The sequence below is a fragment of the Nocardia sp. NPDC058658 genome (assembly GCF_042716665.1).
GTDB lineage: Bacteria > Actinomycetota > Actinomycetes > Mycobacteriales > Mycobacteriaceae > Nocardia.
The window spans coordinates 117,457-130,157 of sequence record NZ_JBHXRR010000012.1; the positions used below are offsets into that span (position 1 = coordinate 117,457).

Consider the following 12,701-nt stretch of genomic DNA (forward strand, 5'->3'; position numbering starts at 1 on the left):
TTCTCGCCGTTGGGCGCGTCAGAACGTGCATGACGACGCACACACTCGAACTCCCCGACGCAACGCTCACCTACGACGTCCACGGGCCACTCCCGACCGCCGATGGGCGCCCGCCGCTGGTCATGATCGGTCTGCCGATGGACGCGAGCGGCTTCACCGCGCTCGCCGCGCATTTTCCCGATCGGACGGTCGTCACCTACGACCCGCGCGGCCTCGGGCGTAGCGTCCGCACCGACGGTGAGGTCGACAATGTCCCCGCCGTCCACGCCGGCGACGTGCACGCCATCATCGAGGCCATCGGCGCCGGTCCGGTCGAGATGTTCGCCAGCAGCGGCGGGGCGATCGTCGCGCTGGCGCTCGTCACCGACCATCCCACGGATGTGTCCACCCTGGTGGCGCACGAACCGCCGCTGCTGACGGCACTCCCCGATGCCGCGGCGGCCGACCGCGCCGCGTCCGGATATCGCGACGCCTACGCGGCGAAAGGCTTCGGCGCGGGCATGGCGACGTTCATCGCGATGACCTCCTGGCAGGGCGAATTCACCGAGGAGTACTTCGACGCGCCCGCCGCGGACCCCGCGCTGTTCGGCCTGCCGGTCTCCGACGACGGCGTCCGTGACGACCCGCTGCTGTCGCAGCGTTCCCGACCGGTTCTCGGCTACCGCGCCGATATCGCGGCGCTGACCGCCGCACCGACCCGGATCGTCCTCGGCTACGGGGAGGAGTCGAAAGGCACGGTCACCGAACGCACCTCGTCGGCACTCGCCGACCAGCTCGGCCACCAGCCGGTGCTGTTCCCCAGCCACCACGGTGGCTTCACCGGTCCTGAGTCCGGCTACCCGGGCCGGCCGGAGGCTTTCGCCCGCACCCTCCACGGCGTCCTCGACCGGATCAACTGATCTTGTCCGGATCCCTCACCAGCGAAGAGTCGCGACGAAGCGAAAATGATGCTGGAAAGTTGCTGAACTTTGTGACATCGGCGAACGTATCCGGCACAATCGTGATGTTACTGCTGATGCGCATGGAACCGCTGAGGTGACAGTAACTGCTCGTGACGATTGTCCTGTGGAAACGGTGCCGCGCCGACGGTAGTGATACCTCGGCGCGCCACCGGATCAGTGGGTGGTCCATTCGTGAATCAGGCGATGCCGCCCGATAGCCGACCAGCCGGAAGCCTTGCTACCGGCCGTGAGGAAGGGCGCGCACTTGAAGCGAAAAGTTCTGCGACGATTAGCCTTCGGATTCGTCGCCACCATCGCCACCACTCTTTTGATGGCAGGCCCCGCGTGGTCACAACCCGGTAGCTCGTCGGGTTCGGGCGAATCGGGCTCGTCATCGGGCAGCTCCAGCGGCTCCGGCATGATCCCGTTCCCCAGCGCCACCGGTATCGGCGCGCTCACCGCCGCCATGACCCAGATCGGCAAACCCTACGAGTGGGGCGCCAACGGCCCACACGCCTGGGACTGCTCCGCCCTGGTCCAGTGGGCGTTCCGCCAGGTCGGCGTCACCCTCCCACGCACCACCTGGGAGCAGGCGAAAGTCGGCCTCCCGGTCACCTTCGGCGGTCTGGCCCCCGGCGACGTCGTCATCCTCAACGGCGACGGCTCCCACGTCGGCATCTACGCAGGTGGAGGCCAACTCCTGGACGCCCACGACTGGGGCGTGCCGGTCGGCCTACATCCTCTGCGCGAATTCGACATCTTCGCGATCAGAAGGTTCTGAATTCTTGGCGGCTGGCCCCGCAATCGCGGCCCTTCGGGCCCCGATTCTTCCCTCCCGGCGGGCACTCCTTCGTCGCACCCTCTCCTCTGGTCAGTCCAGAATCGGGCGGGCCGCGAGAAAGACCTCAGTCCACCAGCGCGCGCAGTAGCGGCCCGTATTCGGGGTGGGCCAGGGCCGAGGCGAACTGGGCCACCAGGTAGTCGGCCGGGTTGCCGGTGTCGTACCAGCGACCCTGGATGACCTGGCCGTACACCGCGTGCTCGGCGGCGTAGTTGTTGATCGCGTCGGTGAGATACACCTCGCCGGTCTGGTGGGTGTACCAGTTCTCGGTCTGGGTGCGCAGTTCATCGATGATGCCCGGCGTTACCACGTACCCGCCGATCGCCGCGAAGGCCGACGGCGCGTCCTCGGGCTTGGGCTTCTCCATCAGGCCGGAGATGCGCAGCAGCCCGTCGTCGAGGTCCTCGCGCACCACCGGCACGCCGTAGCGCTGCGACTCACCCGGCGACATCGGCAGCAGCGCCAGCACGGGACAACCGGTGGATTCGTAGGCGGTGATCAGCTGCTGGGCGCGCGGTACCTCGGCGACGAACACGTCGTCGGGCCACAGCACCAGCATCGGTTCGTCGCCCAGATGCCGTGCGGCATTGAGCACCGGCGTGCCGTTGCCGTAGGGGCCGTGCTGGTCGAGGTAGGTGATGTGGCCCTCCCTGGAGAGCTCACCGACCTCCTCGACGGCGTCGGCGTAGGCGGACTTGCCGTCGGCGCGCAGCTGGGCGACGAGCGCCGGATTCGGCCGGAAGTGATCCTGGATCAGCGACTTGCCGCTGCTCACGACGATGGTGATGTCGGTGATCCCGGAGGCCACCAGCTCACGCACCGTGTGCTCGATGACCGGTTTGTCGCCGACCGGCAGCATCTCCTTCGGCGTCGCCTTGGTCAGCGGAAGCAGCCGGGAGCCGATTCCCGCCGCCGGAATGACAGCCTTGCGGATCTTCATCCCTCGATCATCACATATTCCGCGGTGTCATCGGTGTGCCACGGCTGGTAACGGCCTGCGCGGAGTTGTCGGTGGCCCGGCGTAGATTGCGCCTCGTGAGCATCCACACCCCGGCCGCCGGCGCCCCGGCCAGGCCCGATGCGGCGGTGACCGCCCGTCGCTGGGTGCTGCACATCGATATGGACGCCTTCTTCGCCTCGGTAGAGCAGTTGACCAGACCCACACTGCGTGGCCGCCCGGTCCTCGTCGGCGGGGCCACCCAGCGCGGGGTGGTCGCGGGGGCCAGTTACGAGGCGCGGGTCTACGGCGCGCGTTCGGCGATGCCGATGCATCAGGCCCGGCGCCTGATCGGTGTGTCGGCCGTGGTCGTGCCGCCGCGTGGCGCGCTGTACTCGGTGCTGAGCGGGCAGGTGTTCGACGCGCTGCGCAGCTGTGTTCCGGTGCTCGAGACGCTGTCGTTCGACGAGGCCTTCGCCGAACCTGCCGAACTGGTCGGCGCGAGTGTCGCCGAGGTCGAGGACTACTGCGCGATGCTGCGCGCGCTGATCCTGTCGCGGACCGGCCTCACCGCCTCCGTCGGCGCGGCCACCGGAAAACAACTCGCCAAAATCGGCTCTGGCCTGGCCAAACCCGATGGGATGCGGGTCATTTCACCCACGGAGCAGGGCGAACTACTCGCCGCGCTGCCGGTGCGAAAACTGTGGGGGATCGGCCCGGTCGCCGAGAGCAGGCTGCGCAGCCTCGGCATCGAGACGGTCGGCGCGTTCGCCGCATTGCCGGAATCGGAGGCCGCCTCGATCCTGGGTGGCAGCATGGGTGCCGCTTTGCATCGGTTGGCGCGCGGGATCGATGACCGACCCGTCACCGAACGTGCCGAGGCCAAACAGATCAGCGCCGAGAACACCTACGAGCGCGACATCGTCACCATGGCCGAATTGCGTGCCGCCGTCACCGCGATGGCCGCGTCGGCGCATCGCAGGCTCGAACGTGACGGCCGCGCCGCCCGCACCGTGGTCCTCAAACTCAAGAAGTCGGATATGGGCATCGTGACCAGGTCGTTCACCCTGCCGTACGCCACCGCCGACCTGACCACCCTGGCCGCGGCCGCGCAACGCTCCGCGATCGACCCCGCCGAGCTCGGCCCGATCCGCCTCGTCGGCGTCGGTTACGGCGGATTGTCGTTGGTGCGCCAGGAATCGCTGTTCCCCGAACTGGATCAGGCCGTGCCGGAGGATCTGGGAACCGTCACCGAACCACCGCCGGAAGAACAGCCGAATCTGCCTGCGGGACTGTGGTTTCCAGGCATGGACGTGAATCACCCGGAATTCGGGCACGGCTGGGTGCAGGGCGCGGGCTACGGCGTGGTGACCGTGCGTTTCGAGACCAGCTCGACAGGTCCCGGTGCGGCGCGTACCTTTCCAGCCGACGACACGGGGCTGACACGGGCCGATCCGCTCGCCAGTCTCGCCTGAGGAGTAGCCTCGGCTACCGCGATGGAACGACTCCCCCTCGAACGCAAAGGACGAGCAGTTGAAGCTTCGTACGACCGGACGTGTAGCGATCGCCGGACTGGCTGTGGTCGCCGCCCTCGGCCTGAGCGCGTGCAGCGACGACAAGGGTGACAAGCCCGCCGCCAAATCCACCACCAGCATGAAGACATCGGTCGCGCCGACCGCGGAGCTGCCGCCCGTGCCGACCGTGGAGCAGCTCAACGAGCAGCTCAACACCGCGCTCGACCCGTCGATCCCCAACGATCAGAAGCTGGACTTCGTGCAGGGCGGCGAAGCCGACCCGGAACTGCCCAACCGCCTGGCGCAGGCCGCGAAGGACGCCAATGTCCAGGTCCAGGTCACCGAGGTGACCTCCTTCGGTGACAGCGTCAACGCGAAGGCCAACTTCACCGTCAACGGCCAGACCAATGTCGTCGACGTGCCGTTCGTGGCCGAAAACGGCAAGTGGAAGGTCCAGAAGTCGTGGGCCTGCACCATGCTGACCAACTTCGGGCAGACCTCGGTCGCCTGCCCCTGATCCACCCCGCTCGAGCCCCGTTCGGACGTTTCCGGACGGGGCTTTCGCGTACCGGTCGCGATGGTGTTTCGCCTGCTGTCGACGACGCGGCTACTATCGGGCCCCGTGGTAGAGACGATCGTGCGGCAGGGGCATCCGCCCAGGGATGTATCGGAGCCGGCGCGACGTGATCGCGCGGGATGGGCGCGCATCGTCGCGATCGTCGCGGGACTGATCGGCATTCTCAGTGCCGCGGTGATCCCGTTCCTGCCCGTCCGGGTCGACGCCGCCACTGTGTCCTGGCCCCAGCAGGGCTCGCCCGCCGCGGTCGAATCCCCGCTCATCGCCTACGCACCCGCCGCCCTGACTGCCACGGTGCCGTGTGCCTCGCTGAGTTCCCTCGCGGCCACCGGTGGTGTCGCGGTCTCGACCGTGCCGCGTCAGTCGGCCGACATGGAGAAGTACGGCTTCGTTGTCAAGGTGGTCGCCGATACCGCCGAACGTCCCGGCCGGGTCGACGTCGTCTCGCGCTCGACGCTGATCTGGACGGCACCGCTCGCGCAGGTGGTCGGGAACTCCTGCGCGCTGGCGATCGCGATCACGCCGCAGGAATCCACCGTCACCACAACAGGTCTCGGTGAAGGCGCCGCCGTGGCCACCGATCTACGTCCCCAGGTCGTCGGCGTGTTCAGCGAACTGACCGGCGCCGCCCCCGCCGACCTCGCGGTCCGCGTCGACGTCGACGCCCGCTACACATCGTCGCCGACCTGGCTCAAACTCGCCGCGATCGTACTGTGCCTGCTGGCCACGGCGCTGTCGCTGTTCGCCCTGCACCGCCTCGACACCCTCGACGGCCGCGCCGCGCGCCGATTCCTGCCGCAACGCTGGTGGCGGCTGCGCCCGGTCGACTGGCTGGTGTTCTCGGTCCTGGTCGTCTGGCATTTCATCGGCGCCAACACCTCCGACGACGGCTACATCCTCGGAATGGCAAGGGGCGCGCAGAGTTCGGGCAACATGTCCAACTACTACCGCTGGTTCAGCGTCGACGAAGGCCCGTTCTACACGCCCTACGTCGACATCATCGGCTGGCTCACCCACATCTCCGCGGTCAGCCCGCTGGTCCGCCTGCCCGCCCTCGGCGCGGGCATCCTCACCTGGTGGTTGATCAGCCGCGAAGTCCTGCCCCGCCTCGGCGTGGCGGTACGCCGCGAACGCGTCGCCACCTGGACCGCGGCCTTCGTCTTCCTCGCCTTCTGGCTGCCCTACAACAACGGCCTGCGCGCGGAATTCGTTGTCGCGCTGGGTGTTCTGGTCACCTGGGTCTGTGTGGAACGAGCGATCGCGACCCGTCGCCTGCTGCCGTTCGCCTTCGCGGTGATCGTGGCCGCGTTCACGCTGACCGGTGCGCCCTCGGGCCTGATCTGTCTCGGCGCGCTGGTCGCCGGTGCGCGCATCGTCACCGCCGTGATCGTGAAGCGAGCCGAGACGGTGGGCTACCTCGCGCAGTTGCTGCCGATTCTGGCGGCGGGCGCGGTCGTGATGACGGTCGTGTTCGCCGACCGGACGTTCGCCGGTGTGCGCGAGATGTTCGCCGTGCACGCCGTGATCGGTCCGAGGGAATCCTGGTTCATGGAGTTCATCCGCTACCAGTACCTGCTGCAACTCAACGCCGATGGTTGGTTGACCAGGCGATTCGGCGTCTTCACCATGCTGATCGGCATCATTGTCTGCATCGCCGTCATGTTGCGACGCGGCGGCCATATTCCCGGCATCGCCGTCGGCCCGACCCGGCGCATGCTCGGCATCACGATCGCCGCGATGGTGCTGATGATGTTCTCGCCAACCAAGTGGACCCACCAGTTCGGTGTCTTCGCCGGTCTGGCCACGTGTGTCGCCGCGGTGACCGCGGTCGCGGTGAGCTCGGAAGTGCTGCGGCCGATGCGTAATCGCGCGCTGTTCGCCGCGGGTATATTCTTCGCGCTTGCGATGACCTGGGTCGGCGCCAACGGCTACTGGTACGTCTCCTCCTGGGGCGTCCCCTGGTGGGACAAGCCCCCGACCGTCGCCGGTTACGGTGTCTCGACCTTCTTCGTCGGCCTGACCGTCCTCGCGCTCGCTGTCGCCGCTTGGTTCCACGTTCACCCGAACCCGAGCCGGAAGACGACGGCCAGGGTGGGGCGGCTGGCTGGGTTGCCCGTTCTCGCGGTCGCGGCCGCGATGATGGTGCTGTTCGAGTTGGCCACCTTCGCCAAAGCCAATGTCTCCCAGCACCCCTCGTACTCCCTTGCCGGCTCCAACTTCGCCGCAGCTTTCGCGGGTGGGTGCGGAATGGCCGACGAGGTGCTCGTCGAAACCGACCCGAACGGCTCGATGCTCGCCCCGCTCGCCGGTGACATGACCACCACTATGACCGGCGAGTCGACCGGCTTCCGGTCCGACGGCGTCGCACCGGTCCTCACCTCCGACGAGGTGGAATCGACTACCGGCCAAGCGAATTCGGTGTCCGACGATCCCGACAAGCTTCGCGACGCCTCCACCTCCGCAGGCTCGGAATCCCGCCAGGGCTCCCTGCAACTCCCGTTCGGCCTCGACCCCGCCACCACTCCCGTCCTCGGCAGCTACCGCGCAGGCGACCAGGAACCCGCCGCCCTGACCACCGGCTGGTTCCGCCTGCCCGAAGGTCCGCGCGGCCCACTGCTCGCGATGTCGGTGGCCGGCCGAATCCGCACCGTCGACTCCGACGGAATCGTCCACCCCGGCCAGGAACTGGCAGTCGAATACGGCACCGCAACCGACGCTGCCGATGTCGCCGTGACCGGCCAGATCGCGCCGATCGATATCGGCCCCGCCCCGATGTGGCGCAACCTGCGCGTCCCCCTCGACCAGCTCCCCGCCGAGGCGAATGTCGTCCGCCTGGTCGCCGCCGACAAGGACCTCGGCCCCGACCAGTGGCTCGCGGTCACCCCGCCGCGCATGCCGCAGACCACCACCCTCAGCGCCCTGGTCGGCCGCGACGCACCGGTCCTGCTGGATTGGGCTGTGGGACTGCACTTCCCGTGCCAGAACCAGATGCCCACCTACAACGGCATCGCCGAACTCCCCGAGTACCGCATCCTCCCCGACCGCAACGGCGCCACCATCACCAACCTCTGGCAAGGCCACGACGGCGGCGGCCCCCTCGGCTGGACCCAACTCCTCTTCACCGCCCGCACCCTCCCCACCTACCTCAACAACGACTGGGACCGAGACTGGGGCTCCCTCGAGCAATACCTCCCCCTCGACACCACCGCCACCCCCGCAAAAGTCGCAGTGAACCCCCAAACCCACTGGGGCACCTGGACCCCCGGTCCCACCATCACCGCCTGGTAGGCCACATTTCAAGATCACCATGTAATGGTGCTGTTCGGCTCTCGGCCGATTCTCGCACCATTACATGGTGATCACACGTCCAGCTGAGCGCCTCGGGATGCGAGGGCGGTGTGGACTCGGTCCAGGAGGATGTGGGGGCGGTTGCGGAGTAGGTCGGCGCCCACCCGGATGATCTGCCAACCGTGGTCGGACAGGGCTGCGTGTCTGTCGATGTCTTCGGTTCGTTGCCTGGTGTCGGTCCAGTGTTGGGCACCGTCGTATTCGACGGCTACTCGCCACCGTTCCCAGCCCATGTCGAGTCGGGCGATGAATTCACCACCGGTGGTTCGGACCACGAGCTGGGTGGTGGGTGCGGGTAGACCGTGATCGACGAGGAGTAGCCGGGTCAAGGACTCGGGGGGTGATTCTGCACCGGGATCGATCAGCGGCAGCAGTGCGCGCAGCTGCCCGCAACCGCGCGCGCCCGGGTGTTCATCGGCGAACACCGAGACCGTGTTCGGTGTCAATGTCGTTGCCCGGCACAGTGCGTCGATGATCGGGACGGCGCGGTCGCGGGGGAGCCGACGTCCGAGGTCGAACGCGGTCCGCACCGGCGTCGTCACCGCGAACCCGTCCACCTCGCACCGTTCGTGCCGGGCGATCCGCGCCTGGATCACCCGGATCCCCGACGGTGCCTTGCGCGATATCGGCAACGCCACCTCGGCCGGCGAATCCGCCTCGATCCACTTGGTCCCCAACACCGCCGCCGCCGACAACCCGACCAGAACCCCAGCCCCCTTGGTCCAATGCACCGCAGCCTGTGCGCGCCCCACCGCGTCCAGCGCTACCCCCCGCCGCGCATAGACATCGGGTGCGATCCGCAAGAAGTCGTGCACCAACTGCCACCGCGTAACCATGCCCGCCGCAACCGCCCATGACCCCACAAATGGCCCCACCAATTCCCCCATGCGGCCCAATAGTGCCCCACCCTACCGACACTCCACCCGCCGCCGACACTGGACATTTGATCACCATGTACTGGTGCAAGCATCGCCCGAGAGCGAAACTGCACCAGTACATGGTGATCGGTGGTCCAGCTGGATTGCCGCCCGGTCAGTGGGAGTTGGTGGCTATGCGGAGGGCGAGGTCGGGGAGGTCGGCGCCGGTGAGGCCGGGGTAGCCGTGGAGGAGGGCGCGCCAAGGGGCGGGGACGGCGGAGGCTCCCCAGCGGGCGCCGAGGAGGCCACCTGCGATGGCGGCGGTGGTGTCGGTGTCGTTGCCGGCGCGGACACACGCTTCGAGGGCGAGCGGAAGGTGTTCGGGTGTCGACTGGTCGGTGTTCGTGATCGCCCACCACGCGGTCTGCAGCGCGTGCACCACCCATCCGTTGTTCGGGAAGTCGGCGGGCGTGCCCTTCTCCGCCTCGTCGAGTCGCTCGGTCCAGTACGCGGATTGCGGTGAGCCACTCAAGTATTCGCGAACCCCGTCGAAATCAGCGTTCAGCACAGCGTGCCGGATCGCATAGGTCCACATCTTGCACGCCTCGACCGCATGCTCGTCATAGTGCGTGAGCAACCCGACCCGCCCGGCCGCCGCCACGCATTCATCGGCATCATCGAGATAAGCCAACGCCACCGGCGCCGTCCGCATCAGCGACCCGTTACCACCGGTTCGCCCCGTCAGCGACATCGCCACGGCTTGCATATCCAACGCGGAGGAAGGCCTGGCGGACAACACAGTTCGAGTCTGATTCCCGATGTCGGGCGGCTTCGAGTCGAACCAGGACACGAACCCCGCCGCGACCGCATCGAGATCGATCCCCGGTCCACCCGCAGCAGCCACTGCGACCGCCAAAGCCATCGACGTATCGTCGGTCCACTCACCCGGCGCCCAGTCGAACACCCCACCACCGACCATGTCGATCACTACATCCGCCCCCGGATGCGTGAACTCGTACCCAGCCCCCAACGCATCACCCGCCGCAGTGCCCACAAGCACCCCGGCAACCCGATCCGTGTACCCCGCGTCATGCACGAAAACCCACCCCTCTCGGGCGCCCACTATCCGATTGTCCGAGTGACAACCCTACCGGTCGGCTTGTGCGCCCGACCCGTTCCAGACCGGGTGATACCAACTTGTCGCGCGCGCGTCACCGGGGAATCGGCCGTGAACCTGCCAAGGTGAGTGCAACCGACCACCGGAGGTCACCGATGTCCGAGCCCGTCTCGCTCGAGGTTCGCGCCGCCATGGAACGTCTGGAGTTGCTGTCCGCGCTGGATGTGGTGCTCGGCGACCTCTCCGGCTTTCTCGGACTCGTCGCCGATTGTGACGATCAGGACGAAGCGATGGCGCGGCTCGCTGCGGCTTACGGGTTCACCGAGCAGCAAGCGCTCGTTGTCCTGGATATGCAGGTCCGGCGCCTGACCCGACACGACAGAGCCAGAGTCGCCGAGCAGCTCGCCGTACTCACCGACCAGGTGGGGCGCCACACTACGCAGCCCCGGTCGGCGCGCAGCACCTACACCATCGACCTCGCCACACCCGAGCTCTACATCGAACCCGCCGACTACCCCGCACCGCCGACCGTCGACAGGCGGGGACCCGGCACGCTGCTCGGGGTCCAGCGTGACGAGCTCGGCAACGAGAACGCATGCATCTGGGTGGGCTGGACCTACGGTGTCGTGGAGGTCAGCGTCGAAATATCCTCCGAAGCACCGGCATTCGACGATCTCGACAGCTGGGAGACCGTTGAGGTGGGGACTATCGACCTGCCTGCCTCGGCAGTGCTGACTCGGGTCGCCGAGGACTCGACGTGGCCGCGGGCGGTGGATCACGTGGTGCCGTTACCCGAAGGACGACACATCATCGCGGTGAGTGCGCGCGGTCGCGACCGGCACCGAGCCGACGTGGCGATCTCGATTCGGCTATGGCCCACCCGGATGCCGGTGGCCGTTCGGCCGGTCAAGCGCGGAGATACCTTCGACCTGGGTGTCTATGACAGCAGCCGGGCAGCGATCGTTCGTCACACCCCGGCGCAGACCGCTGAGGCGGCGAACATGTCGACCCGGATCCCCGCATCACAGACCGCGGCAACATCATTGACGGACGCCTGGTCGCGGATCCGGCGAATCATCGAGCAACGATGTGATCGCTCGGTATGGCCCATGTTGGCAGCAGGCGGCGTCGGCTGGGCCGCGATCGAGGATGCCGAACAACGCAGCGGCGTCATCTGGCCCACCGAACTACGGGAATGGTTCACGCTGCACGGTGCCGGTACCGGCGAACTGCTGCCCGGCATGTGGTTGCTCGGTCTCGGCGAGATGCTCGAGATCCATACGATGCAGTGCGAGATCTGGGCCGACATCGACCCGGATCCGACCGACCCCGCGCCCGCCGGGACAGAAGCCGGTCGATTCCTACCGCAGTTCATCCCCATCGCCGAACGCGACGGCACGATGCTGATCTGCGATACCCGCCCCGGCCGATACCGCGGATGTGTCACCGAATTCGGCAAGGACACCGCCGACATGTCCGCCCCTGGCTGGGAATCGTTGAGCGCGTTGATCACCGACCTCGGCGACAGCCTCGAGCACGGTACGCCGTTCGCAGTGCACTACACCCCGTCGCTCGACTCGGACGGGATCAGCTGGGAGTTCCATGAAGGCCCTACCGGGCAGTGACGTCGCCGACAGGCTCGGATGCCGGCCGGTCCAGACGAGTCCGGCGCGCTCGCAGCAGGGCGTCGGTGGTGAATACCGCGAGGGCTGTCCAGATCAGGGCGAAGCCGGCCCAGCGGGAGGCGGGCATGGGTTCGTGCATGACCGCTACGCCCCAAGCCATCTGGAGGGCGGGGGTGAGGTATTGGAGGATGCCCATGGTCGAGAGGGGGACTCGTTTGGCGGCGACGGCGAACAGGAGCAGCGGGAGCAGGGTGACGGGGCCGGTGGCGAGCATGAGGCCGAAATGGGCGGGGCTGGAGGTCATTTCGCTGCAGCCGGTGGCCATCAGGACGATCAGGAACGCCAGCGCGAACGGCACCGCCACGATGCCCTCGGCCGCGATGCCGGGAAGCGCGTCCAGGCGGATCACCTTCTTCACCAGCCCGTAGGTGGCGAACGAGCAGGCCAGGATCAGCGCGATCACCGGCGGCCTGCCGTAGTCGACGGTCAGTACCACCACTGCCAGTGCGCCGAGCCCCAACGCCACCCACTGCGCCCTGGTGAGTTTCTCGCGGAACAGCAGCACGCCGATGGCGACGGTGACCAGCGGGTTGATGAAGTAGCCGAGCGCGCATTCCACGATGTGGCCGGTGGTGACGCCGAAGACGTACACACCCCAGTTCAGCGACAACGCCGCCGAGGCCGCTGCGGCCAGCCGCCAGGTCCTGGCATCGATTCCGCGCAGGCTGCCCAGCCGTCCGGTCAGCGTGAGCACGGCCAACACCACGACCAAGGTCCAGACGATCCGTTGCGCCACCACTTCGGCGGGTGAGGCAAACGCCAGCAGCCCGAAGAAGGCGGCGAACGACCCCCAGATGAGATAGGCCCCCGCACCGAAAACGACACCGGGCGGGGACGGGCTGCGCTGCATTCATCCCATGATACGACCGACTAACCTGACGGTC

Annotated in this window: 10 protein-coding genes; 6 read left to right on the forward strand and 4 right to left on the reverse strand. The window is 67.7% G+C overall.

What is annotated here, in order from left to right; all coding sequences use genetic code 11:
* Window positions 1–29 precede the first annotated feature (29 nt).
* Both ACFWUP_RS18935 and ACFWUP_RS18940 read left to right on the forward strand, forming a co-directional pair.
* Window positions 30–899, forward strand: a complete 870-nt coding sequence (locus ACFWUP_RS18935; RefSeq protein WP_379235916.1) for an alpha/beta fold hydrolase — start codon at window positions 30–32, stop codon at window positions 897–899.
* A gap of 307 nt (window positions 900–1,206) precedes the next feature.
* Complete coding sequence (locus tag ACFWUP_RS18940) at window positions 1,207–1,722, forward strand: NlpC/P60 family protein (RefSeq protein ID WP_379235918.1); 516 nt, start codon at window positions 1,207–1,209, stop codon at window positions 1,720–1,722.
* Between the two features lie 124 nt (window positions 1,723–1,846).
* Here the strand turns inward: ACFWUP_RS18940 and ACFWUP_RS18945 are convergent, their stop codons facing one another.
* The gene (locus tag ACFWUP_RS18945; protein WP_379235920.1) at window positions 1,847–2,722 is read right to left on the reverse strand and encodes a UTP--glucose-1-phosphate uridylyltransferase; all 876 of its coding nucleotides are present in this window, start codon (window positions 2,720–2,722) and stop codon (window positions 1,847–1,849) included.
* A gap of 179 nt (window positions 2,723–2,901) precedes the next feature.
* On the opposite strand from ACFWUP_RS18945, the gene ACFWUP_RS18950 reads away from it, so the two are divergent.
* From ACFWUP_RS18950 to ACFWUP_RS18960, 3 genes are all read left to right on the forward strand, one after another.
* Window positions 2,902–4,194: a DNA polymerase IV gene (locus ACFWUP_RS18950; RefSeq protein ID WP_379236042.1), complete on the forward strand. Its 1,293-nt coding sequence runs from the start codon at window positions 2,902–2,904 to the stop codon at window positions 4,192–4,194.
* Window positions 4,195–4,252: 58 nt separating this feature from the next.
* On the forward strand, window positions 4,253–4,750 hold the full coding sequence (locus ACFWUP_RS18955) for a hypothetical protein (RefSeq protein ID WP_379235921.1): 498 nt from the start codon (window positions 4,253–4,255) through the stop codon (window positions 4,748–4,750).
* Between the two features lie 105 nt (window positions 4,751–4,855).
* Window positions 4,856–8,098: an arabinosyltransferase domain-containing protein gene (locus ACFWUP_RS18960; protein ID WP_379235922.1), complete on the forward strand. Its 3,243-nt coding sequence runs from the start codon at window positions 4,856–4,858 to the stop codon at window positions 8,096–8,098.
* A 71-nt stretch (window positions 8,099–8,169) separates the two neighbouring features.
* Here the strand turns inward: ACFWUP_RS18960 and ACFWUP_RS18965 are convergent, their stop codons facing one another.
* On the reverse strand, window positions 8,170–8,994 hold the full coding sequence (locus ACFWUP_RS18965; protein WP_379235923.1) for an endonuclease domain-containing protein: 825 nt from the start codon (window positions 8,992–8,994) through the stop codon (window positions 8,170–8,172).
* A 196-nt stretch (window positions 8,995–9,190) separates the two neighbouring features.
* The gene (locus ACFWUP_RS18970; RefSeq protein ID WP_379235924.1) at window positions 9,191–10,111 is read right to left on the reverse strand and encodes an ADP-ribosylglycohydrolase family protein; all 921 of its coding nucleotides are present in this window, start codon (window positions 10,109–10,111) and stop codon (window positions 9,191–9,193) included.
* Between the two features lie 176 nt (window positions 10,112–10,287).
* Here ACFWUP_RS18970 and ACFWUP_RS18975 point away from each other — a divergent pair, with 176 nt between their 5' ends.
* Window positions 10,288–11,757, forward strand: a complete 1,470-nt coding sequence (locus ACFWUP_RS18975; protein ID WP_379235925.1) for an SMI1/KNR4 family protein — start codon at window positions 10,288–10,290, stop codon at window positions 11,755–11,757.
* Here ACFWUP_RS18975 and rarD read toward each other — a convergent pair.
* Entirely contained in the window at window positions 11,744–12,667 is a 924-nt protein-coding gene (rarD, locus tag ACFWUP_RS18980) for an EamA family transporter RarD (RefSeq protein WP_379235926.1), read from the reverse strand. The genes ACFWUP_RS18975 and rarD overlap by 14 nt on opposite strands.
* Between the last annotated feature and the right edge of the window lie 34 nt (window positions 12,668–12,701).